The following is a 21,179-nucleotide window of genomic DNA, read 5'->3' as shown; positions in this document are numbered from 1 at the left end:
GGAGGTGTTTGAACCACCGGTAAAAGCTGCCATGCGGTCCTGTCCAGCGGATCGCGTCGCAGGCAGCCTGATTTCGTATTAATCGTTGCTCTTGCGCCGCTTGCGGTCTGTTTCTGCACTCATTGGCACAACCGCATGGCGTCAATGTCGGTCTCGGCGACGCCGATGACGCGCAGGACATCTTGGGTGATCGTGTCGCCCAGTGGCTGACCTGCGGCAGAGGCCGCGGCGGCCAGTGCCGCAACCGTGCGTCCGCCCATCATGCCGTCGACCGGACCGGCGTCATAGCCGCGGGCATTCAGCGCGGCCTGAAGGCGGCGAGTGCTTTGCGGCGCACCGATGTCCAGCGCGCCGCAGTAGTGTCGCGGAACCGTGGCGACATTGACCCAGCGCGGCAGGTGATCCGCAAACGCTCCGCTCCACGACAAGGCGGCGCGGATCAGGTCGTGCCGCCCGCGGCCCGGGTAACTTGCCAGAAGCGCGCCATAGGTCGGAAATTCGCCATCCGGGGTGAAACTGCCAGCCGGCAGTTCGTTTTCGGCGTATTGCATCAAGGCGCAGGCATAGCCGAAGTTGTCGTGACAGGCATCGTAGACCCATCCATTATCGGGCAAACGTGCCCCGAAGCAGAGGAAATCCTCCTTGTCGATCCACGTGGCAAAGCTTTCGTCGCGTACTTCGAGGTTCTTGAGCAGATCGGGATGCATGCGACCCGAGTGATTGTAATACTGGAAGGCACAGAACGACAGGATGCCATGGCGGTCGGGCAGGGTGTCCTGCAAGGCGGTTGATCCGATCACGGTGGCAAATCCGGTCATCTGAGCCAACGGAATGGTCGCCAGATCTTCAGATGCGGTTTCATACATCTGCAACAGCACCAGCCGGGGAATGCGGGCCTGAAGGAACTGGCGAATGGCCTCTTCCTTGACCTCGTCCAGAACCTCGACGATCTGCCGGACCTCACCGGTGGAAAACGCCCGCTCGGCCAGATCAATGCGAGGTCTGTGAACCATCAGGCGACCGGTTTCATGGATGAACCGGCGATTATGGAAAAAGCTTTCGTATTCTGTGTAACCGGCGAAATACACAAAGCTGCACGACGAAGCACAGACCGCATCGGCGGGGATCAGCACCGGAAAATCATAGCGCTGCACCATGTCCGCGATCTTGAGCGCTTCGCCAAGGCTGCCGCCCGGACTGTCCAACGCCAGAACGTTTTGATGCGGACAATACTCGTCATCGAGACAATTCAGCAGGTTGTTTTCGCGCAGAAAGCTTTCGAACCTGTCGGCGTCTCCGGGCTGGATCGTGCCGTCCATCCTGATCACGCGCCCGTTGGCCAGCGCCTGAACCGCGGCCACGTCATGGATTTCCTGATAGCTCCATGCACCGTCAAGGCCCAAGGCGGGACGGTCACTTTCGCTGTCCCAGAACTGCCAGCTCTCGCTGCGTCCGATGGCCGAAGTATCCACGCGGGAGCCGTAGTTCGGGCTATGGCCGGACGTATCGGTTTCGCATCTTGGGATGGCTTCGCGGACAAAGCTGCCGGGCACGATTGTACCGGTCATCACTTCCAGCCAGCAGTTGGATTCGAAAGGTGACACCGGCAGGATTGTGAATTCGGCGGCTTGGGTATCGCGCACCGGAAAGACCGTCACGACGATCAGAAGCGTAAGTTGAAAAAGAAATCTGGACATGGGCCTGCGGGAAGGAATGAACTCTGCGCCGAGGCTAGCGGCAGATCCTTCAATGGATCAAGGGTTTGGCGTGGTCCGTGCGTATCAGAAATTTACATAATACTGATTATAAGAACAAACATGACCCGCACGGCCCCTTTGGTTTGTCTTGCTTTATGCTCCCCGATGCTGCCAAAACTGACGCACACAACCATTGCGGGAGTTCCCTTGTGACCAGTCGTTTCATCGCTACCATTGCCCTGACCCTTGGCTTTGCCATTCCTGCCGGAGCGCAGCAGATGATTGATGCCGCCACCATGACCGAAGTCATCACCGGCAAAGCCTATCAAGGCGTCAATCCCGAAACCGAAACCGTTGTCGCCAGCGTGGTCTATCATCCGGATGGCACGTCGACGCTTTGGATGGCAGGCCCTGCCGATGCCGATCCCAAGGATGAACCCGGCAGTTATCGTATCGATGGCAACAGCTATTGCACGCGCTACAAGAACTTTCGCGACAACAGCGAGAACTGCTTTACCCTCGAAGACATCGGTCACGGCCGGTTGCAGGCCTATTACACGGATGGGCGCACGGCGCTGATTTTGCAACCGATCGAAATTCCCGACCGGTTCAAGTAAGACCAACGCCGCGCGCTATCCTTCTGGTCAGGCGCTAGAAAAACGCCTGAAGGCCGGTTTGCGCGCGGCCCAGGATCAATGCGTGTACGTCATGCGTGCCTTCGTAGGTGTTCACCGTTTCGAGGTTCAGCATGTGCCGGATCACCTGGAATTCCGCCGAAATTCCGTTGCCGCCATGCATGTCGCGCGCCATGCGTGCGATGTCCAACGCCTTGCCGCAATTGTTGCGCTTGAGGATCGAGATCATTTCCGGTGCGGCCTTTGCCTCGTCCATCAGGCGACCGACCCGCAGACAGCCTTGCAGCCCCAGCGAGATTTCCGTCTGCATGTCCGCGAGCTTTTTTTGGAACAGCTGCGTCTGGGCAATCGGTTTGCCGAATTGCTTGCGATCCAGTCCGTATTGCCGCGCTGCATGCCAGCAGAACTCCGCCGCGCCAAGCGCCCCCCATGCGATCCCGTAACGGGCCCGGTTCAAACATCCAAACGGCCCTTTAAGACCTTGAACATGCGGCAACAAAGCCTCTTCGCCCAATTCAACGCCATCAAGGACGATTTCACCGGTCACCGAAGCGCGCAGCGACAGCTTGTTGCCGATCTTCGGAGCGGACAGCCCCTTGGCGCCTTTCTCCAGTACGAAACCGCGGATCTTGCCGTCATGGGCGTCGGACTTGGCCCAGACCACAAAAACATCGGCAATCGGCGCGTTTGAAATCCACATCTTGGACCCGGTCAGGCGATAGCCACCGTCGATCTTTTCGGCCCGGGTTTTCATGCTGCCCGGGTCGCTGCCGGCGTCCGGTTCAGTCAGGCCAAAGCAACCGATCCATTCCCCACTTGCCAGTTTAGGCAGGTATTTCTTGCGCTGCTCCTCGGATCCATAGGCGTAAATCGGGTACATCACGAGGCTGGATTGCACCGACATCATCGAGCGATACCCGGAGTCGATCCGTTCGATTTCGCGGGCGACCAGACCATAAGAGACATAAGAGCCACCCAGACCGCCGTATTCCTCGGGCACCGTCACGCCCAGCAGACCCATCTCGCCCATTTCGGCAAAGATCTCGGGTGCCACGGTTTCCTCTTCGAAGGCGTCAATCACCCGCGGGGCCAGTTTTTCGTCGGCAAAGTTGCGGGCTGCATCCGCCAACATCCTTTCTTCTTCGCTCAGCTGATCGGCAAGGCGAAACGCGTCCTGCCAATCAAAACCGCCAAGATCCGGCGCGTCTTTGGGTTTCAGGCTGGGCTTGGCCGGGGTCATCTCGTTCATCGGGCACTCCTTTGTTGTGGATCAGTATAGCTTGCAGCCTGTTCATGGAAAAACGACATTATCGCAGGTATTCATGAGGAATCGGAATGCATCTGCCACCCCTGCCCGCATTGCGTGCACTCGAAGCGCTGGACCGTCTGGGCAGCGCCACCGCCGTTGCACAAGAACTGAACCTGACGCAAAGCGCGGTTTCGCGTCAGCTCAAGACGTTGGAAGAACAGTTGGGCGTGACGCTTTTTTTGCGTGGAAACAGGGCCTTGCGCCTCACTCCTCAAGCGCGAGGTTTTGCCGCGACGGTGCGCGAAACGCTTGATCGCCTGACCGAGGCCGCAATGGCGCTAAGGCTTGATCCGTCGGGCGGTGCGCTGCATCTGGCGATCCTGCCCAGTTTCGGGATGCGCTGGCTGGTGCCCCGGCTGCCGGATTTCACGCGCCGCCATCCCGAGGTGACGGTAAACCTGACCACGCGGTTGCGTCCTTTCAATTTCGGTGCCGAACCCTTTGATGCGGCTTTGCATTTTGGCACTCCGGACTGGCCGGATACGCATCATCTGCGGCTGATGAGGGAAACCGTGCAGCCCTTTGCCGCGCCTTCCTTGCTGCCGGACGGCCCGCAATCTCTGGATGCGTTGCGGCGTATGCCTTTGCTGCATATCCAGACACGGCCGCAGGCTTGGGCCTCGTGGTTTGCGACACAGGGCATGGCGCCTGGCCCCTTGCCCGGGCCGACATTCGATCAGTTCACCGCCATTCTTCAGGCGGCCCTGCATGGGCTGGGCGTTGCGCTTTTGCCCGATTATCTCAGTACCACTGAACGTGCGGCAGGCAGTCTGCTGCCCGCTCATGAGGCGTCGCCGGTCAGCCTTGGATCTTACTACCTTGTGTGGCCCGCGGATCGCCCGACACCTCCGGCTTTGCTGGCATTTCGGGACTGGCTGGAGATGCGGACCGACGAAGAGGACATGCTGCCGCGCTAAGCCGGTCGGATGCGGCTTGCACCGCCCTGCCCTTCGCGCCAATAACGCTCCAATGACACCGCGCGATCCTGATATCCTCTGCATCGGTTCCGTCCTCTGGGACGTGATCGGCCGTTGTACCGACCCGATGGTTTCCGGCAATGACAAACCGGGCCGCATTACGCGGATCCCCGGCGGCGTGGCCCTGAACATCGCCATGACACTGGCGGGCCTTGGTTTTCATCCGGCCTTGCTTTCCGTGGTGGGAGAAGATGCGGAAGGCGCAGAGCTTTCGCTGGCATGTGCGCGGCTGGGTTTGGATATCACCCATCTGACCCGCGCCAAGGATCTTCCGACGGACCGCTACATGGCGATCGAGGCGTCAAACGGGCTGGTGGCGGCGATTGCCGATGCGCATTCGCTGGAGGCGGCGGGCGACCGAATCCTATCGCCGCTGATCAATGGACCGCTGGGCACGCCCGATGCGCCCTTTCAGGGGCCAATCGCGTTGGATGGCAACCTGACAGAGGGCTTGCTGGCGGAAATTGCAGAACATCCGGCCTTTGCGCTGGCGGATCTGCGGATCGCACCGGCCAGCCCTGGCAAGGCGACACGGCTGCTGCCCTTTCTGTCGGCGGGGCGCGGGACGCTTTATGTCAATCTCGAAGAGGCCTGCCTGCTATGCGAGGCGCCGCTGACCAGCGCGCCCGAGGCCGCTGCCGCACTTGTGGCTCGCGGGGCCGCGCGTGCTTTGGTGACCAATGGCGGCGCGCCGTGCGGCGATGCCATACGTGACGGTGTCGTGACCGAAACCCCAAGGCCCGTAACCGTGACCCGTGTCACCGGTGCGGGCGATACTTTCATGGCGGCCCATATTGCCGCCGAACGCGACGGGCTGGACCGTCAGGCCGCCTTGCGGCAGGCGCTGGCCGTCGCGGCAGACTATGTTTCCGGAGGAGACTGCACATGACCCCCTTCACCTGTTCCGCCGCCGTTGCCGCAGCGCTCGCCGAAGGCCGCCCCGTGGTTGCCCTTGAAAGCACCATCGTCACCCATGGCATGCCGTGGCCCCAGAACCTTGACGTGGCGCGCCGGGTCGAGTCGGTGATCCGCGAGGCTGGTGCCACCCCGGCCACCATCGCGGTGATCGACGGCACGCTGTACGTCGGTCTTGAAGATGATCAGCTGGAAGCGCTGGCCCAGTCCAAGAAGGTTGCCAAGCTGTCGCGGGCCGATATGGCGGTTTGCATGGCCCGTGGTGGCACTGGCGCGACCACCGTGGCCGCCACGATGATTGCGGCCAATCTTGCCGGGATCGAGGTCTTTGCCACCGGCGGGATCGGCGGTGTGCATCGCGGGGCGGAAACGACCTTTGACATCTCGGCTGACTTGCAGGAACTGGCCCAGACCGCTGTGACCGTGGTTGCGGCCGGAGCCAAGGCCATTCTTGACCTGCCCAAGACGCTGGAACGGCTTGAGACGCTGGGCGTGCCGGTCATGGCGTTCGGGCAGGATCAACTGCCTGCCTTCTGGTCCCGTGAGGCCGGGTTGCGAGCGCCGCTGAGGGCGGACAGCGCTGCCGAAATCGCCTCTGCGCACCGGATGCGCCTGCGTCTGGGCCTGCCCGGCGGTCAGTTGATCGCCAACCCGATCCCGGTCGAGGCGGAAATTCCCCGCGCGACCCTGGCGCCGATCATCGCCGAGGCCACGCGCGACGCCGAAACACATGGAATCGCGGGCAAGGACCTGACGCCCTACCTGCTGCAACGCATTTACGAGCTGACCGAAGGCCGGTCGCTGGAAGCGAATATTGCGCTGGTCCTGAACAATGCGCGTCTGGCGGCGGATATTGCGAAAGAAATGAGCGCCCTGCCCGCCTGATTGCCGGGAAATCGCGACGCCCCATTGTAGACTGCGCTGCTTCCTCCTACCTTTCGAAGGATCGTACCGGGACTTGCGATGACCACGCCATTTGAACCAACGACGCCCAAGCGGCCGGGCCTGTTCGCCCGCCTGCGGACCTCTTTTCTGACCGGGATCGTGGTGATCGCCCCCGTCGGTCTCACTGTCTGGTTGATCTGGACGGTGGTCGGCTGGGTCGACGGTTTCGTCTGGCCCTTCGTGCCCGACAGCTATCAGCCCAACGCCCTGTTGAACCGCTGGCTGACCGGCCCGGATGGCCCGCGTCTGCCGTGGCTATTCGACCTTCTGGACCGAAACCAAGATGGCCGGATCGAAATCAACGTGCGTGGTTTGGGTGTTGTCGTTTTCCTGATCTTCACCATCATCGTCGGCTGGATCGCCAAGGGGCTGATTGGCCGGTCGATGATCAGTTTCGCCGAAAGCCTTGTGGAACGGACACCGGTGGTGCGGTCGATCTATTCCGGCATCAAGCAGTTGGCGGAAACGATCTTTGCCCAGTCCGAGCGCAGTTTTGAAAAGGCCTGCCTGATCGAATACCCGCGCAAGGGTATTTGGGCGATCGGCTTTATCTCGACCACGGCCAAGGGTGAAGTCGCGCAGCGGGCCGTCACTGGCGGCGAATTGATGTCGGTCTTTGTGCCGACCACGCCCAACCCAACCTCGGGGTTCCTGCTGTTCTTCCCCAAGGAAGACGTGATCGAACTGGACATGAGCCTTGAGGATGCCGCCAAACTGGTGATTTCGGCGGGGCTTGTCTATCCCAACGGACAGGACGCCAAAAAGTCGCTGGAAGCGCAGTTTCGCAAGGCGTCCTGAACCGTGTCAGGTGAACATGGCGCGCAGGTCAACGGTTTGCCGCTGGCCCAGATCGTCCTTATGTGCATCGAGGAACCGGCCCGCGGCCCGCTGTCCGGCGGTTTTCATCTGGGCGATGACCGTAGGCACCGGCACCATCTTGGTCGCGACGGACAATGCGTTCATCAGCGCGTCATCCGCGATCATGTGAACCCGCACGTCCTTCATTGATCCCGGGACCAGAGCGCCCGAGTGCAGGAGCCTCTGGACGAAATCAATCGCCCGCAGTTCCCGCAACAGCGACGAGTTAAAGCTGATCTCGTTGATCCGGTTCTGGATCTCGGGCGGGCTGACCGGCGTTTTGTCCCGCCGCAGCGGATTGATGTTCACCACCAGCAAGTCATCGGGCAGATGTTTCTCGAACATCGGGAACAGCGCCGGGTTGCCGGTATAGCCGCCATCCCAGAACGGTTCGACGGTCCCGGTCTTGGGGTCCTCCAATTCGACCGCCTGAAAAACTGTCGGCAGGCAGGCCGAAGCCATGATGACCTTGGGATTGATCTCGTCACCGGAAAACACTCGAATCTTGCCATCGCGCACCTGCGTTGCGCTGACATAGAACTCTGGGCCCTGCTCGGCGCAGACGCGGCCGAAATCGAACCGTTCAACGATCCGCTCCAGCGGGTTGTGGTACAACGGTCCCCAGGCGTAGGGCGACACCATGCGGCCCACGGCCTCGCCCCAGCTGTAGGGCAGCGAATATTCAAGGCTTTTGCTGACCACCTCCGGGTGTGGCATCCACCCTTGCAGCCAGTCGGGCAAAGCCTCGTCCCGCAGCGCACCGATCTGTTCCCAGAGCCAGGTCAGCATTTCTCGCGCGCCTTCGTGACCGCCCTGCAAGAGGCCGGATTTCAACGCAGCACCGTTCAGGGCCCCGGCGGAGGTGCCGCTGATCGCGGCGATTTCAATGTCCGGCTCTTCCAACAGCCGATCCAGCACACCCCAGGTAAAGGCGCCATGTGCGCCACCGCCCTGGAGGGCAAGGTTGATCCGCACCGGTTGGGCCATGGCGCGTGTCCTTCGTTGTCTTGAGTCCGGGGAGGTCAGAAGCGGTTGAAGGGGGCGCAGGCCCCCTTCTGGCCGGTCTTAAAGAGCAGTCCAGCCGCCATCGACGCTGATGGTCGTGCCAGTGATCTGCGCCGCCGCGTCAGAGCAGAGGAAAACCGCAGTGCCGCCCAATTGTTCGACGGTTGCGAACTCCTTGGATGGCTGACGGGCCAGCATGACATCGCGGATCACCGTTTCGCGGTCCATGTCGTATTCCTTCATGGTGTCGGGAATCTGGGCCTCGACCAGCGGGGTCAGCACGTAGCCCGGACAGATCGCATTGGCGGTGATCGGTTCCTCGGCGGTTTCAAGGGCCACGGTTTTGGTCATGCCGACGATGCCGTGCTTGGCCGAGATATAGGCGCTTTTGTACGGCGAGGCGGTCAGACCATGCGCCGAGGCGATGTTGACGATCCGGCCCCAGCCAGCGGCGCGCATCTTGGGCAGCGCGGCCGCGGTGGTGTGAAAGGCCGAGCTGAGGTTGATGGCGATGATCGCATCCCATTTCTCGGTCGGGAATTCGTCAATGGCGGCGACGTGCTGGATGCCGGCGTTGTTGATCAGGATGTCGCAGGCGCCGGCCTGTTCGATCAGCGCGCGGCATTCCTCGCCCTTGGACATGTCCGCCTTGATATAGCGCGCTTCGACGCCGTGTTCTTCGGCGATGGCCCTGGCAAGCGCGTGATCCTCTTCGCGGTCGGTGAAGGAGTTGATCACCACCGAGGCCCCTGCCTTGGCCATCTCATGCGCGATGCCAAGCCCGATGCCTGAATTCGATCCGGTGATGACGGCGGTCTTTCCCTGAAGCGACATGTCTGCTCCCCAATTCCCAGAATTTTGCAGGTGCAGCATAGATCGGCGGGGGCGGGCTTGCACCTGCTCAATGACACTGCACGCGAAGATTACGCAGAGCGCGTCGGCGGGTTCCCGCGACCGGGCTTTTGTGAACGGAAACGTGACGTAAAGCGTGATTGCCTTGCCCGACGATTGGGCAGAAAAAAACCCCGGCGCAAGGCCGGGGTTCAGTCATTGAGGCAGGTTTCATACAGGCAAGAAACCTATCGAGCAGTGCACTCTGTATAAGCTTTTCGCTGCGTGAGTCCAAGCTAAAAGTTTGAAAAGGCGTAAAACGAGCGATACGCTTGCGGCTAACAAAACAAGGGCAGACAGGGGTCGTTGCTGAAATGTACCTAAATTTTTTCCAAAACCTGACGGCAAAAATCGTCGCCGCGGGAGCGATTCTCTCCGCAGGGAGCCTGTGGGCAGAACCGCAGCATGGCATAGCTATGTATGGCGATCCGCAGCTTCCACCTGATTTTGTGTCGCTGCCCTACGCGAACCCGGATGCGCCGACCGGCGGCATCATCATCACGGGCGAGCTAGGCAGCTACGACAGCCTCAACCCGCTGATCTTGAAAGGCTCGGCCCCATGGCAATTGCGCTTTCTCGTCTACGAAAGCCTGATGGGGCGAAACTACGACGAACCTTTCGCACTTTACGGACTGTTGGCCGAATCGATTGATGTCGGGCCGAATCGCGAATGGGTCGAATTTGTCCTGCGGCCCGAGGCCGAATTTTCCGACGGCAGCCCGGTCACGGTCGAAGACGTGATGTGGTCCTACGAGACATTGGGCACCAAGGGTCACCCGCGCTATCGTGGCCTGTGGGACAAGATCGAAAGCATGGAACAGACCGGCGACCGGTCCATCCGCTTTACCTTTAACGAGGACAATCCCGAACTGGCGCTGATCATCGGGATGCGCCCGGTCCTGAAAAAGGCCCAGTGGGAAGGGCTGGACTTTGAAAACTCCAGCCTCGACCTCGTTCCGATCACCTCGGCCCCCTACACGATCGGCGACTATGAACCGGGCCGCTATGTCGAACTGGACCGGAACCCCGATTACTGGGGCAAGGATGTGAATTTCCGCCGGGGCACGAACAATCTGGACAAGATCCGGCTGGAGTTCTTTGCCGATGACACCGCCTTGTTCGAGGCATTCAAGGCCGGGATCATCAATACGATCCGTGAAACCAATGCCGAGAAATGGAAGACGCAATATGATTTCCCGGCGGTGACAAAGGGTGACGTCGTCCAGTCCGAGATCACGCACCAGCGGCCCACGGGCATCACCGGTTTCGTGATGAACACCCGGCGTCCGGAATTCGCGGATTGGCGGGTGCGGGATGCGATGATCCATGCCTTCAACTTTGAATATATCAACGACACGCTGACCGGCGGCGCGCAGCCGCGCATCACCTCTTATTACGGCAACTCGCTGTTGGGGATGCGCGAGGGGGCAGCCGACGGTCTGGTGAAGGACCTGCTGACACCTTTCGCGGACGAACTGCTGCCCGGAGCGCTGGAGGGGTACGCCCTGCCCGTTTCCGATGGCAGCCCGCGCAACCGCAAGAACCTTGCCGCGGCGGTCGACCTCATGGCCGAAGCTGGCTGGACGGTTCAGGACGGCGTGATGAAAAACGCCTCGGGCGAGCCCTTTGACTTTGAGATCCTGTTGCAGCAGGGCCAGAGCGAAAATGTCGCCATGGCCGAGATCTTTATCCGCGCGCTGGAACGGATCGGGATCACCGCGCAGGTGACCATGATCGACCCGGCGCAATACAAGGAGCGGACGAACCTCTTTGATTTCGACATGACCACCTTTCGGCGGGGATTGTCGCTGAGCCCGGGCAACGAACAATTCGCCTATTGGGGAATCGAGGCGGCCGATCAGGAAGGCGGGCGCAACTGGATGGGCATGAAATCCGCCGCAGCCGAGGCGATGATCAATGCCCTTCTGGCCGCCGAAACCCGTGACGAATTCCTTGCCGCCACGCGGGCGCTGGACCGGGTGCTGATTTCGGGGCGCTACGTGATCCCGGTTCAGGACAAATACGCGGTCAGCCGTATCGCGCATGTGAAGGAACTGACCTATGCGGCCGACCGTCTGCCGATCTACGGCGATTGGCTCGGGTTTCAGCCTGATGTATGGTGGTGGGAGGGCGAATAACCCCGCCCGCTACCATCGGCGACAAGACCGGACATGAGGCAGAGATGAGAGTTGTAATTGCAATTGCGCTGGCTGCCGGGCTGGCAGGATGTGGCACCGTCGAAGGCATCGGCGAGGACATTTCCTCTGGTGCCAGAACGGTCCAAGGCTGGTTCTGACCCCTGCCCTTGCAGCATGAAAAAGCGCGCCGGTGAACCCCGGCGCGCTTTGGCGTTTCAGAGGGTCACAGCATCGCCTTGCAGTTCCGCGGCGACAGGGTTTTGCCGACGTGGTGCGGATTGACCACGATGATCCAGCGCACTGGCTGACCGGGTGCCTGTGTCCGGCGATAGGTGCACCCTTCGGGCGTGGTCATATAGTCGCCTTGCGGCGCAGCGATGCCCTGGGTTGTGACAAAGGGGGTTGCCTGCGCGAGGACCAGCCCCTTGGGGGTATCGGCATCGCTGCCGCCAAGGGTGACAAGGCTGAGGGCAGCGGCGGCAAGGGTCATGACGGCCATTTCGAAACTCCTGTAGAAACGCGTAAACTTGGGGTGGCGTGATGGGACCACTCTGGGCCAAACCTCTTGCGGCTAAGTGACCGGGAAACGGCGAAACCGTGGCGTATCTGTCGAGTTTTCAGGAATTGACCGACGGTTTGGTCACAGGCCGATGACGATATCGGCGCGCAGGCCGCCCATGTCCTCGCTTTGGCCCAACCGCAAAACGCCGCCATGGGCGCGGGCGATATCGGCGGCAATGGCAAGACCAAGCCCGACCCCCGACCCCCTGTCCTGATTCCGCGCCGGATCCAGCCGCACAAAGGGCCGCAATGCGTCTTCGCGCTGATCGGCGGGAATGCCGGGACCGTCGTCCTCGACCCGGATGCGCAGCGACCGTTGGGTCAGTTGAACCGACACGCGGCTGTGGTTGGCATAGCGGCGGGCGTTCGCCAGCAGATTCTCAACCGCACGGCGCAAGGCACGCGGCCGCAGCATGGCATCACCTTCACCGGACAGTGCGCCAAGTTCCACCGCCTGCCCGCCGCGCTGTGCATCCTCGACAATGGCCCGCACCAGCCCAAAGGGATCGGTTTTTTCCGAGTCGCCGGTCTCGGCATCTCCACGGGCGAAATCAAGGAAAGCATCAATCAGCCGCTGCATTTCCTCGACATCGCGTTCCAGCGGTTCGCGATCATCATCGTCCAGCAAAGACAGGCCCAGCCGTAGCCGCGTCAACGGCGTGCGCAGATCATGGCTGACCCCGGACAGCATCATCGTCCTCTGTTCGATGTGGCGTTCGATCCGCGCCCGCATTTCAAGGAAAGCATGGCCGGCGGCCCGGACTTCGGTTGCGCCCGCAGGCGAATACCGCACTGAACGGCCCTTGCCAAAAGCCTCGGCCGCCGAGGCCAATCGGGTGATTGGCCGCAACTGGTTGCGCAGATAGAGAAAGGCGATCAGGGTCATCAGGACGCCAAAGAACAGCATGTTGACGAACAACTGGTGCGGATTTGAGGCCGAGACACGCGTGCGTTCCACCTTGGCACGGTACAATTGCCCGTCGCTGCGCAGATAGAGAAAGACCTCGCGGTCGCTGGGCAATACCACGCGTTCCAGCGCGGGGATTCGCTGGGTCAGTTCGCGGATCACCACGATGCCGGTGAAATCATACCAGCGGCGTTGGTTCGCAGCCGGCAGAGTGTCCTCGGTCACCGCTTGCGGGCGGATGCCCAGCCGCAGGGCCGTGGCCTGTTGCGACATGTCTTCGACCACAAGATTCACCTGCCGCGCCAGTTCGGTGCTCATCTGAACGGTCACACCTTCGAAATGGCGTTGGATAAACACCACCGAGACCACCAGTTGCAGCGTCACCACCGGCAGGATCAGGATAAGCGCGGCACGGCCGTACAGGCTGCGGGGCATATATTGTTTGAGCCACTTGAAGGACATGCGCTAAGCCTAGCCCGCAGCGGCCGCGCCCGCCATCGCCAAAAGGACAAGACGATGCAGGATCCCCAACCCGAATTTCGACCTCTGCCCGGTGTGGCCGAACAGCTGGCGCCGGGTCTGCGTCGCGTGCTTGCGCCCAATGCCTCTCCGATGACCTTTCGCGGAACGAACAGCTATCTTCTTGGGACGGGCGGGCTTGCCGTCATCGATCCGGGCCCCGAGGACGATACGCATTTGCAGGCGCTGCTCTCGGCTGTTGGTCCCGGGCAGAAGATCACTCATATCCTCGTGACGCATGCCCATCTGGATCACTCGCCCTTGGCCCGCGCGTTGTCGCGTGAAACCGGTGCGCCCGTGCTGGGCTTCGGCCCCGCCGAGGCCGGCCGCAGCGCGGTGATGCAGGCCCTCGCCCAAGGGGGGCTTGTAGGCGGTGGAGAAGGTGTCGACAGCGCATTTGCTCCTGATGAAACGCTTGCGGACGGCGATGTTGTCGAAGGGGACGGTTGGCGTGTCGAGGCGCTGCATACGCCCGGACACATGGCCAACCATCTGGCCTTTGCCTGGGGGGATGTCCTCTTCTCCGGCGATCTGGTGATGGGGTGGGCAACGTCGCTTGTTTCTCCGCCTGATGGCGATCTGACCGCTTTCATGGGATCTCTGGAGCGGCTGAAGCTCCGCGACTGGTCGGTCTTTCACGCCGGGCATGGGGCGCCCGTCGACTCGCCGGCAGAGCGTCTTGAGGCCCTGCTGATTCATCGCCGTGGCCGGGAGGCCGAGATCCTGAACGCCCTTTCCGACGGTCCCGCCACCGCCCGCACGCTGGCCGAGCGGATCTACACCGAGGTCCCCGCCGCGCTTCTGCCCGCCGCCACGCGGAACGTTCTGGCGCATCTCATTGACCTTGCGGAAAAATCCCGTGTCGCGCCGCAAGGAGCGCTGTCGGCAGAGGCCGTTTTCGAATTTTTTTCGCCCGCCCCTACGTAATCCACATTTTTGTGACAAAAGCCTCTGGACGCCCGGATTCGAGATTGTTATACGCCTCCTCACAAGTTCCGGCGTAGCTCAGCGGTAGAGCAGTTGACTGTTAATCAATTGGTCGTAGGTTCGATCCCTACCGCCGGAGCCAAAAATCCCAAGTAAATCAGAGATTTACGAGACACCCAGCAGAGGGTGTTTCAGGGGTGTTTGGCATTAGTAGGCAGATAGTAGGCAGTTCGGGCTTTCCTTGCCTACTAAGTCTTGGGGCAGTTCCGGGTGTATTGGATGCTCACGGCCTCAAGTTCGGGCATATGTTCTTGCAGCCATCCCCAGTCGCTTACCTTGTTCGTGCCCTTCTCGAACCGCTTGGCGATGCGGTGCAGGTATTTCAGGTCATCGCCAGTCATGCCAGCGGCAATCAGTTCCCCAAGTCGCCGGTTTAATGCCCAGATGATCAGATCGTGCATGGCCTGCGCCAGTTGTTCGGCGGTGGCGTCTTTGCCGGGGATGTTGGGCAGCGGTTCACAGTCGAGTTGCTTCACGGGCATCAGGCATTCCTTATCTCGGGCGGTTCATCGTCGGGGATGCTGTTGCAGGCGAATGTGACGGACACGCCCAGAGCGTCCCCAGCTTGCACCCTCTGCACGGTGTAGAACCGGCCATCCAAGAGAATCAGGGCCACGCCATTCGGTGCCTCAGCAGTCAGCACGGTTAGCAGGTGGTCGCCTTCATAAGTCTGGGCAGCGGTCAGGGTGGTTTCCCGGCTCATATCGACATAGCCGAAGGTCTGTTCCAGCCGGTCAAACTGTAGGTTACCCTCGGCGGTGAAGGCGGTGGTGCCATTGTCATGGGCAACGCCATAGAGCACGGCTGTCTTGTAGATCGGGCTACGGGCTGCGGCTCTCTTGGCCATGTCGAGAGGGGAAAGCTTAGTCATCATCCCAGCCCGCCATCTTCAAAGCCTTGTCGAGGGATACCCCGGCCCCGGTGAGAATGCCCACGGCTCTGGCACGGCCTGCCACGTCCGCGCTCATCATGTCGTCCGTGGTGAGGCTGGTCAGGCCCAGCTTGTCCATGAGTTCGGGCAGACACTGACGGGCAAGGGGCTGGATGGTTTGCAGCACAAACAGCCTGTATGCTTCCCGCATCGCCCCTGCGTTGCCGTTCTCTGTCATCAAGGCCGGGGGAATGCCGCACCCGGTCAGCAGGCGAATGTGCAGATCGCGGCTGATTTCGGCGAAGTCCGTCTTCTGTAGATCGGCGGAGAGGTCCACCCTGCGCCATTCGCTTTGATGTCCGCCGGTCTGTTGAGCGTAATCGGCCTTGCTGGTCCGGACTGCCAAGGCCCCTGATTGAAGGCCAGAGATTGCCTTGCCCTTCTGTTCCTCCGATACAGCAGCCGGAAAGGGAAGCAGGCCCTTGCCTGCGTAGGTTGCGGCTGTCGAGAAGGTGCCTTCAATCTCCGACATTAGCGAGGGGGATAGCCCCATCATCTGCCACGGGCTTCTGCCCTTCCAAGGCTGCACCGGGTCCATGTTGATCTTGAGGTGTAGCACCTCCCCGGCCAGCGCCTTGACGGTCTCTGTTTCGTTCACGCGGGCAATGTGCAGGTGATACTTGCCCCGGCCCAGTTCATCCCAATAGGCCACGGGCAGCAGATCAAGGGCAGAGCCATCGGCCCGAATGTGCCAGACGCTTTCGCCTTTCATGCACAGATCGCGGCCCATCTGGGCGAGTACGTCAGGGCGCAAGGTTCCGGTGGCATCGTTCAGCATGGCGAAGCCGGACTGCCAGTAATGCGTTGCCGTGCCCACGGTGGCGGTCAATGGCACGCCTGCGTCGGTCAGCACCTGCTTTCGGCGGTGGCTCATATAGTCGAGGGTCACGCCAAGGCTGGCGCGCTGTTCAAGGTCGGGTTGCTTCTTTCGGAAGGGCCAGATCATAGACGCACCTCGCTTGCCAGCAGTGCCCCAGCACCAGAGCCGTAGAACACCGGCATGAGTTGTTCGCGGGTAAACCCGCTGTCACCGGCTTGCTGGCTCTTAAACTCCCTGCGGCTGGGGCCTTGGATAAGCTGATACAGGGCAAGGTTGTGGACGGCCTGCGTGACCGCCGGGGTGATCGTGGCAGCGGGCACGTTGTCCGTATGGCTCAGCCGGTACAGCGTGAAGGGTTCCAGTTCGATCAGGCCAGCGGCGGCGATGTAGGTTTCGGACCATGCCACCCAAGCGCCTTGGCTATAGGCTTCGATGGTCAGAGCCTCAGGGAACGGATAGCGCGGCCACGTCCAGACGGTCGGGCTGGAAACCTTCACGATAACGGTGCCGCTCGTCGTGGTGCGGTACGTCTTGCCGGTGAATGCTTCCACTTGCTGCCAAGCCGCGCTCAGCATGGCTTCGGCCTCTGCCTCTGTACTGCCAGCTTCAAGAGCAACGTCACTTGCCACAGGCGAAGCGGGGTCGGTGCCGAACGTATACGAAGATTCAAGTAGCTCTATCACGGTAGAAGCACCTTCCGTTGTGGCGCGTGCAACTGATTGCACGACATATTGCGCAGTTCAGCAGATGTTGCGGGATAGGCCGGTCGGGTTACTATTGAGAGTTCATAGAGCACCAGAGCCGCAAGTTGCCGGATCATCACGCCGGGGTTGCCGGGTTCGGGTTTCAGGGTCTCAGCGTCGGGCACTACGTCTTTGGGAGGCACGCGGAATCCCGGAGATACACCCACAGCCAAGCCCGCGCCGATCATTGCGAGAGCGTCGGCAACGTGGGTGATCTTCTCTGCACCCGCTGGAATGAGGGCGCGGAAGGTCAGAGCATCAGCGCTGTCTTGCAGTTCGAGGCTACCCGCTTTCTTCGATGCCAACGGCTTGCCGTAGTCGTGGCCCGACAGCAGGTGAATCTCCCGGTCGGGGTCTTCGAGGGCGTAGGAAAACGCCCCCGGTTCAATGGTCTCTTTCCTGACTGATCCTCTGTCGGAGATGATCGCCAGTTCGCCATAGGGAAAGCGCCCCGTGATCGCGGGACGCCCTTCCTGTTGCCGCACCTCAAGGGACGCGGCCCAGACGGCGCGGCTTTCAATCATGCTCCGTCGCCCCGGTGCACGTCCGTTATCTTCATGAAGTGCGTCGCCTGACGCTGCACCAGAATGTCGGTGAAGCTGAACACGGTCAGGGCCACCTTGCCCGTCTTGCTCTCGCTGTAGGGATCAACCAGCAGTTCCGGGCTGCCCCATGTCGGCACCCACGCATGACCAGCGGGCGCACCCAGATACATCGTTGCGCTTTCAGGAGGACCGGCGGTCACCTCGGACACCTGACTTGAGAACGTCAGGGAGGGCACAAGTTTCTTGGCCATCTCAAATTCGGTGCAAAAGCCGTAGGTCGCCTTCATCAGATTGCCCAGAACGAAGGGCACAGCGGCAACGCTTATTCCGTCCATTCGGGAGGCTTTGGTGCTGGTCATCAGATCGACGCAGTAATCGACAATTGAACCGTAGCCGATCACAGCGCCAAGAGATGTTCCCGTCAGCAGGGTGTCGAGGCCAGACGGCTGATTGTCAGCCCCGGTGCCCCGGAAGGCTGCAAGGTCCAGTGCTTCGCGCAGCACTTCGGACAGATCGCGGCGCAGCATCGTTTCCAGCACGGCGTTTTGCCGGATCGCCTGACGGCTCAGCAGGTAGCGCGCGGTCAGGGTCTTGATGCTGGGGCTGGTGACGCTGGTGGTGATCGCGGCTGCGTCAGCGCCTTCACCCTCTGCCACCCACGATGCAGAGGCACCCCCGGTCAGTTCAGGGAAGCGGGGTTGTCCGGTCACAGCGATGTTGCGGAAGCCAAAGCGGGCGGCGGCGCTGGATTCGAAGATTCGTTCCAGCGCCTTCATCGTTGGCCGGGTTGCGAGGTCGCCGCTGGACGCATCCGGCGCGGTCACTGTGGCGTCGGCGCGGGTTTCAAGCAGGGCTTCCCAAGGAAACCGGACGCCTTTCGAGGCAGCGCCGTGGCGTTCTTCGAGTTCCTGCGAAACTTCGGCTTCACGGCCCGAAAGCGGCTTCTGGCCTTCGAGGGCTTCGACCATTGCGGCAATGTTGAACGCGCGGCATTCGGCGTCGAAGTCAGACGCGGCCTTGTCGGGTTCGCGCATCGCGGCCCGTTCGGCGTCTTCGATGATGACAGCGGCCCGAAACTCCGTTTCCGCGTTGCTGTAGGCGTCGGTCAGGGAACGCAGTTCGGTGCGGCCCTCATCGGAGATTTCATCGGCCTTCTGGATTTCGGCCATACGTTCACGGCGCTTCGACTGCGCCAGTTGGATTTCTTGACTTTTCAGCATGGTAGCGCCTTTCTAGTCTTCTAGGAGATGGTCAATGATCGCGCTCAGAGCACGGTCGGCGAAAATCGGTGCGTCATTGCGGGCGCTCCGAACCGCACCTAGCCTCGCTGGCACGGTGACGGATTTCTTGAGGGCATAGAGCGGTATCAGCTTTCCGCCCCTACGCTGGAAAATCAGCAGATTGCCCGCCTTGCTCTTGGCCGTGAACGTGTTGGGCCAGTCGCGGGCACGTTGCTTCTTGGGCGTGCCGTTCGCATTGAGAGCAGCGGGCAGCGGGACCGTGACATACTGGCCTGAGGTCGGTTTGATCCTGCCCCCGTCTTCATGCACGGCCCGGTCGGCACGAAGCTTCACCCGGCCCGTCACCCTGCCCAGCGTCTTCACGTCCTTCACTCGGGCAGCACGGCGCAGAGCGGCAACAAGCTTGCCAGAGCGTCGGGCCAAGGTGGTGGAAGTCGTGATGCTGCCCCCGTGACGGCTTGCCAGTTCCTGCATCTGTTCTTCGAGGAAGCGGCGCATTTCCCGGCTTACGGGGATGCCCAGTTCGTCCTGGCCTTCGCGGAAACGGTCGGCCAGCAGATCAAGGCCGGTCTTGGCATCGGTGGTTTGGCCGCCTTGTCGAAGCTGAAAGCTGAGGGGGCCGGTCATGTCTACCCCCCGTTCTGCAATGCAGACAGATACGCACCCCGGCCCACGACGCGGGAACGGCGCACGGCGGTGCGGTCCTTGCGGGTCCGGCCTTCCATCTTTTCGGCATTTGTCTTGCGGCTGTGGCACCCGGCGCATAGCCATTGCAGGTTGGCCATGTCGAAAGGGTCGATGCCTTCGGCTTCGCATCGGCTGCGCGGCACTACGTGATCGGCCTGACCATGCAGACCCACGAAGCGGGCGCAGCACTCACAGCGGAAGGCAGCACGTTCGGCGACAGCGTGGCGAACCCTTGCCCAGCGGGCGGTGTCGATTGTGCTGCGGTCTTGCTGGCGGGTCATAGCACGTGCACCTCCACCTCGGCTTGTGGTCGGTCGAGGTCCCGCATTCGGCTACCTGCGGCGAGGATCAGGGCGGCGGCAAGATCGTTGCGGCCATCACGGTGGGCACGGTCGAGGCTGAGGGCACCCGTTGCGGCCACCCGGCAATCCGCTTCGGCAAGCGATGCTTCCAGCAAAAGGCTGCGTTTCAGGCGGGCCTTGCGGGCGAGGAAGAACCGGCGCAGCGCCAGAATGTCGGCGTTGCCGTCCTTCGGACCGGTCGCCCGGAGTTGAAGCGGCCATGTCACCTCGCACTTGGCCAGAGCGTTACGCAGTTCCGCATCTCGGAAGCGGTCGCCAGTCACACTGACGACAGGGTGACCTTGGATCATCTCAAGGACATGCGGGACAAACTCGGTCAGTTCGGAGACGTGTCCGGTCGTTTCCTTGAGTTCGCCACGCTTCGCGCATTCCTGCCACGTCAGGCCCACGCCATCGCGCTTGCCACGTTCGGCCAGTGTCATGGCTGCGGACGGGAAGGCCCCCACGCTTCGGATCACGCCGCTTTCGAAGACGGCCACGGCGGCGGTCATGCTGGCAGCGCCGCCCAGATCAAGCCCCAGCCAAACCGGCTCACCCGGTATCGGTTCTGCGTCTTCGTCGTAGCAGGCGGACAGGTCCGAATACTCAATGACAATCTGGCGCATGGGATCAACCGGAGCGTTGAGTTGCCACGCCATGAAGGCGACGGTGGTTCCTGCGGCCTTGGCTTGCTCATAGGCGTCGGCCATGAAGCGTTCCGACTTGATGTCGCCCAAACCGGGATTGACCGCGTGCCACAGCTTCCGGTCGCCCGGATCAGCGTCGAGTGAGGCGCTGTAGAGATGGACGCAAGTCGAGGGGTCGGGACGTTCCAGCTTTTCGCGGTACTGGGCTGAGGTGCCCCGCGTGCCGGTAATCACCATGCGGCCATCGCGGGCGGCGCAGGCGTCCAAGAGGTTCTGCATCACCTCGCTGTTCTCTTTGAGCAGGCCCGCTTCGTCGATCACGGCAAGGTCGAGGCTCAGCCCGTGACCTTGGGTCGGTGATCCGGTCAGAGCCTGAAAGCTGGTGCCGCCATCCCCCACGAGACTGCCCGGCTTTGGGCTGCGGCGATACTTGATGTTGCTGCGCCCGTTCACGTCCAGCAGATCAGCAACGGCCTGTAGCAGCATCTGGGCATGTGCTTCGGTCGGGCCTGCGATAGCCCCGCGCCATCCGGGCACAAACAGGGGGCTGTCCTCGCTCATGTAGGCCACGACAAGCGCGGCCAGCAGAGACGTTTTGCCCAGCTTGCGCGGGCACGACAGGATCACCGTTCGATAGGCTGGCCCGTTGTCGTCGGCGTTGGCGAGGTGGTCAGCGAGGAAGGCGCGCTGGAAGTCGTGGAGGCCGAAGGGCTGGCCCCGGCTGATACCGCTCGGGATGACGAAGTTCGCTTCCAGCCACGAAGCCAGAGCGTCCACAGGCTTAGTATGGTGGACCGGTGTTGACACCTTGGGTTTCTTGAAGCGTAGGACCATGCACTTGGCATGAATCCCAGATTCGAGCAGGTCAACAAAAATAGGT

23 protein-coding genes and 1 tRNA gene are annotated in these 21,179 nt (G+C 61.6%); 9 read left to right on the top strand and 15 right to left on the bottom strand.

The window, feature by feature from the left end; all coding sequences use genetic code 11:
• Nucleotides 1-119 precede the first annotated feature (119 nt).
• Nucleotides 120-1,697: an ATP-dependent Clp protease proteolytic subunit gene (locus KJP30_RS03555; RefSeq protein WP_218447620.1), complete on the bottom strand. Its 1,578-nt coding sequence runs from the start codon at nt 1,695-1,697 to the stop codon at nt 120-122.
• A 209-nt stretch (nt 1,698-1,906) separates the two neighbouring features.
• Between KJP30_RS03555 and KJP30_RS03550 the strand changes: the two genes are divergently transcribed.
• Nucleotides 1,907-2,314 (top strand): hypothetical protein, encoded by a 408-nt coding sequence (locus tag KJP30_RS03550; protein ID WP_218447619.1) that lies wholly within the window; start codon nt 1,907-1,909, stop codon nt 2,312-2,314.
• Between the two features lie 34 nt (nt 2,315-2,348).
• Here the strand turns inward: KJP30_RS03550 and KJP30_RS03545 are convergent, their stop codons facing one another.
• Complete coding sequence (locus KJP30_RS03545) at nt 2,349-3,581, bottom strand: acyl-CoA dehydrogenase (RefSeq protein WP_425515695.1); 1,233 nt, start codon at nt 3,579-3,581, stop codon at nt 2,349-2,351.
• A gap of 86 nt (nt 3,582-3,667) precedes the next feature.
• Between KJP30_RS03545 and KJP30_RS03540 the strand changes: the two genes are divergently transcribed.
• The 4 genes from KJP30_RS03540 to KJP30_RS03525 all read left to right on the top strand — a co-directional run bounded on the left by KJP30_RS03540 (nt 3,668) and on the right by KJP30_RS03525 (nt 7,276).
• Complete coding sequence (locus tag KJP30_RS03540) at nt 3,668-4,558, top strand: LysR substrate-binding domain-containing protein (RefSeq protein WP_218447618.1); 891 nt, start codon at nt 3,668-3,670, stop codon at nt 4,556-4,558.
• 52 nt (nt 4,559-4,610) lie between these two features.
• On the top strand, nt 4,611-5,507 hold the full coding sequence (locus KJP30_RS03535; RefSeq protein ID WP_218447617.1) for a PfkB family carbohydrate kinase: 897 nt from the start codon (nt 4,611-4,613) through the stop codon (nt 5,505-5,507).
• On the top strand, nt 5,504-6,418 hold the full coding sequence (locus KJP30_RS03530) for a pseudouridine-5'-phosphate glycosidase (RefSeq protein WP_218447616.1): 915 nt from the start codon (nt 5,504-5,506) through the stop codon (nt 6,416-6,418). The genes KJP30_RS03535 and KJP30_RS03530 overlap by 4 nt, the downstream gene beginning before the upstream one ends.
• A gap of 78 nt (nt 6,419-6,496) precedes the next feature.
• Nucleotides 6,497-7,276 (top strand): DUF502 domain-containing protein, encoded by a 780-nt coding sequence (locus KJP30_RS03525; protein ID WP_218447615.1) that lies wholly within the window; start codon nt 6,497-6,499, stop codon nt 7,274-7,276.
• A gap of 6 nt (nt 7,277-7,282) precedes the next feature.
• On the opposite strand, the gene KJP30_RS03520 is transcribed toward KJP30_RS03525, so the two are convergent.
• Both KJP30_RS03520 and KJP30_RS03515 read right to left on the bottom strand, forming a co-directional pair.
• Complete coding sequence (locus KJP30_RS03520) at nt 7,283-8,323, bottom strand: patatin-like phospholipase family protein (RefSeq protein WP_218447614.1); 1,041 nt, start codon at nt 8,321-8,323, stop codon at nt 7,283-7,285.
• 78 nt (nt 8,324-8,401) lie between these two features.
• Nucleotides 8,402-9,175, bottom strand: coding sequence for a 3-hydroxybutyrate dehydrogenase (locus KJP30_RS03515; protein ID WP_218447613.1), 774 nt, complete (start codon nt 9,173-9,175; stop codon nt 8,402-8,404).
• Nucleotides 9,176-9,546: 371 nt separating this feature from the next.
• Between KJP30_RS03515 and KJP30_RS03510 the strand changes: the two genes are divergently transcribed.
• A complete protein-coding gene (locus KJP30_RS03510; RefSeq protein WP_218447612.1) occupies nt 9,547-11,370 on the top strand; it encodes an extracellular solute-binding protein in 1,824 nt (607 codons plus the stop codon).
• A gap of 44 nt (nt 11,371-11,414) precedes the next feature.
• Nucleotides 11,415-11,528: an entericidin EcnA/B family protein gene (locus KJP30_RS03505; RefSeq protein WP_218447611.1), complete on the top strand. Its 114-nt coding sequence runs from the start codon at nt 11,415-11,417 to the stop codon at nt 11,526-11,528.
• A gap of 65 nt (nt 11,529-11,593) precedes the next feature.
• Here KJP30_RS03505 and KJP30_RS03500 read toward each other — a convergent pair whose 3' ends face one another.
• Nucleotides 11,594-11,869 (bottom strand): hypothetical protein, encoded by a 276-nt coding sequence (locus KJP30_RS03500; protein WP_218447610.1) that lies wholly within the window; start codon nt 11,867-11,869, stop codon nt 11,594-11,596.
• A 141-nt stretch (nt 11,870-12,010) separates the two neighbouring features.
• Entirely contained in the window at nt 12,011-13,300 is a 1,290-nt protein-coding gene (locus KJP30_RS03495; protein ID WP_218447609.1) for an ATP-binding protein, read from the bottom strand.
• A 54-nt stretch (nt 13,301-13,354) separates the two neighbouring features.
• On the opposite strand from KJP30_RS03495, the gene KJP30_RS03490 reads away from it, so the two are divergent.
• Together KJP30_RS03490 and KJP30_RS03485 are read left to right on the top strand one after the other, a co-directional pair.
• On the top strand, nt 13,355-14,284 hold the full coding sequence (locus KJP30_RS03490) for an MBL fold metallo-hydrolase (protein ID WP_218447608.1): 930 nt from the start codon (nt 13,355-13,357) through the stop codon (nt 14,282-14,284).
• A gap of 67 nt (nt 14,285-14,351) precedes the next feature.
• A tRNA-Asn gene (locus tag KJP30_RS03485) sits at nt 14,352-14,426 on the top strand.
• Between the two features lie 106 nt (nt 14,427-14,532).
• On the opposite strand, the gene KJP30_RS03480 is transcribed toward KJP30_RS03485, so the two are convergent.
• Genes KJP30_RS03480 through KJP30_RS03440 form a run of 9 tightly spaced genes read right to left on the bottom strand, consistent with a single transcriptional unit; the run spans nt 14,533 to nt 21,133 of the window.
• Nucleotides 14,533-14,826, bottom strand: coding sequence for a hypothetical protein (locus KJP30_RS03480; RefSeq protein ID WP_218447607.1), 294 nt, complete (start codon nt 14,824-14,826; stop codon nt 14,533-14,535).
• The gene (locus KJP30_RS03475; protein ID WP_218447606.1) at nt 14,826-15,215 is read right to left on the bottom strand and encodes a hypothetical protein; all 390 of its coding nucleotides are present in this window, start codon (nt 15,213-15,215) and stop codon (nt 14,826-14,828) included. The genes KJP30_RS03480 and KJP30_RS03475 overlap by 1 nt, the downstream gene beginning before the upstream one ends.
• Complete coding sequence (locus tag KJP30_RS03470; protein WP_218447605.1) at nt 15,208-16,221, bottom strand: phage portal protein; 1,014 nt, start codon at nt 16,219-16,221, stop codon at nt 15,208-15,210. Before KJP30_RS03470 ends, KJP30_RS03475 begins: the two co-directional genes overlap by 8 nt.
• On the bottom strand, nt 16,218-16,724 hold the full coding sequence (locus tag KJP30_RS03465; protein ID WP_218447604.1) for a hypothetical protein: 507 nt from the start codon (nt 16,722-16,724) through the stop codon (nt 16,218-16,220). The genes KJP30_RS03470 and KJP30_RS03465 overlap by 4 nt, the downstream gene beginning before the upstream one ends.
• A gap of 50 nt (nt 16,725-16,774) precedes the next feature.
• On the bottom strand, nt 16,775-17,362 hold the full coding sequence (locus KJP30_RS03460) for an HK97 family phage prohead protease (RefSeq protein WP_218447603.1): 588 nt from the start codon (nt 17,360-17,362) through the stop codon (nt 16,775-16,777).
• Complete coding sequence (locus KJP30_RS03455) at nt 17,359-18,603, bottom strand: phage major capsid protein (RefSeq protein ID WP_218447602.1); 1,245 nt, start codon at nt 18,601-18,603, stop codon at nt 17,359-17,361. The genes KJP30_RS03460 and KJP30_RS03455 overlap by 4 nt, the downstream gene beginning before the upstream one ends.
• Before the next feature lie 12 nt (nt 18,604-18,615).
• A complete protein-coding gene (locus KJP30_RS03450) occupies nt 18,616-19,251 on the bottom strand; it encodes a hypothetical protein (protein ID WP_218447601.1) in 636 nt (211 codons plus the stop codon).
• A gap of 2 nt (nt 19,252-19,253) precedes the next feature.
• A complete protein-coding gene (locus KJP30_RS03445) occupies nt 19,254-19,592 on the bottom strand; it encodes an HNH endonuclease (RefSeq protein WP_218447600.1) in 339 nt (112 codons plus the stop codon).
• On the bottom strand, nt 19,589-21,133 hold the full coding sequence (locus tag KJP30_RS03440) for a terminase large subunit domain-containing protein (RefSeq protein WP_218447599.1): 1,545 nt from the start codon (nt 21,131-21,133) through the stop codon (nt 19,589-19,591). The genes KJP30_RS03445 and KJP30_RS03440 overlap by 4 nt, the downstream gene beginning before the upstream one ends.
• Nucleotides 21,134-21,179 lie beyond the last annotated feature (46 nt).

It is taken from the genome of Antarctobacter sediminis, from assembly GCF_019218285.1.
Taxonomy (GTDB): domain Bacteria; phylum Pseudomonadota; class Alphaproteobacteria; order Rhodobacterales; family Rhodobacteraceae; genus Antarctobacter; species Antarctobacter sediminis.
The sequence above is the reverse complement of the archived record's forward strand: the minus strand, read 5'-3'. Positions and strand labels throughout refer to the sequence as shown.

Excerpts from the sequence above, each read along its gene's own strand:
- KJP30_RS03555 (WP_218447620.1), bottom strand. The coding sequence starts at position 1,697 with ATGTCCAGATTTCTTTTTCAACTTACGCTTCTGATCGTCGTGACGGTC.
- KJP30_RS03545 (WP_425515695.1), bottom strand. The coding sequence starts at position 3,581 with ATGAACGAGATGACCCCGGCCAAGCCCAGCCTGAAACCCAAAGACGCG.
- KJP30_RS03540 (WP_218447618.1), top strand. The coding sequence starts at position 3,668 with ATGCATCTGCCACCCCTGCCCGCATTGCGTGCACTCGAAGCGCTGGAC.
- KJP30_RS03535 (WP_218447617.1), top strand. The coding sequence starts at position 4,611 with ATGACACCGCGCGATCCTGATATCCTCTGCATCGGTTCCGTCCTCTGG.
- KJP30_RS03530 (WP_218447616.1), top strand. The coding sequence starts at position 5,504 with ATGACCCCCTTCACCTGTTCCGCCGCCGTTGCCGCAGCGCTCGCCGAA.
- KJP30_RS03525 (WP_218447615.1), top strand. The coding sequence starts at position 6,497 with ATGACCACGCCATTTGAACCAACGACGCCCAAGCGGCCGGGCCTGTTC.
- KJP30_RS03520 (WP_218447614.1), bottom strand. The coding sequence starts at position 8,323 with ATGGCCCAACCGGTGCGGATCAACCTTGCCCTCCAGGGCGGTGGCGCA.
- KJP30_RS03515 (WP_218447613.1), bottom strand. The coding sequence starts at position 9,175 with ATGTCGCTTCAGGGAAAGACCGCCGTCATCACCGGATCGAATTCAGGC.
- KJP30_RS03510 (WP_218447612.1), top strand. The coding sequence starts at position 9,547 with ATGTACCTAAATTTTTTCCAAAACCTGACGGCAAAAATCGTCGCCGCG.
- KJP30_RS03505 (WP_218447611.1), top strand. The coding sequence starts at position 11,415 with ATGAGAGTTGTAATTGCAATTGCGCTGGCTGCCGGGCTGGCAGGATGT.
- KJP30_RS03500 (WP_218447610.1), bottom strand. The coding sequence starts at position 11,869 with ATGGCCGTCATGACCCTTGCCGCCGCTGCCCTCAGCCTTGTCACCCTT.
- KJP30_RS03495 (WP_218447609.1), bottom strand. The coding sequence starts at position 13,300 with ATGTCCTTCAAGTGGCTCAAACAATATATGCCCCGCAGCCTGTACGGC.
- KJP30_RS03490 (WP_218447608.1), top strand. The coding sequence starts at position 13,355 with ATGCAGGATCCCCAACCCGAATTTCGACCTCTGCCCGGTGTGGCCGAA.
- KJP30_RS03480 (WP_218447607.1), bottom strand. The coding sequence starts at position 14,826 with ATGCCCGTGAAGCAACTCGACTGTGAACCGCTGCCCAACATCCCCGGC.
- KJP30_RS03475 (WP_218447606.1), bottom strand. The coding sequence starts at position 15,215 with ATGACTAAGCTTTCCCCTCTCGACATGGCCAAGAGAGCCGCAGCCCGT.
- KJP30_RS03470 (WP_218447605.1), bottom strand. The coding sequence starts at position 16,221 with ATGATCTGGCCCTTCCGAAAGAAGCAACCCGACCTTGAACAGCGCGCC.
- KJP30_RS03460 (WP_218447603.1), bottom strand. The coding sequence starts at position 17,362 with ATGATTGAAAGCCGCGCCGTCTGGGCCGCGTCCCTTGAGGTGCGGCAA.
- KJP30_RS03455 (WP_218447602.1), bottom strand. The coding sequence starts at position 18,603 with ATGCTGAAAAGTCAAGAAATCCAACTGGCGCAGTCGAAGCGCCGTGAA.
- KJP30_RS03450 (WP_218447601.1), bottom strand. The coding sequence starts at position 19,251 with ATGACCGGCCCCCTCAGCTTTCAGCTTCGACAAGGCGGCCAAACCACC.
- KJP30_RS03445 (WP_218447600.1), bottom strand. The coding sequence starts at position 19,592 with ATGACCCGCCAGCAAGACCGCAGCACAATCGACACCGCCCGCTGGGCA.
- KJP30_RS03440 (WP_218447599.1), bottom strand. The coding sequence starts at position 21,133 with ATGGTCCTACGCTTCAAGAAACCCAAGGTGTCAACACCGGTCCACCAT.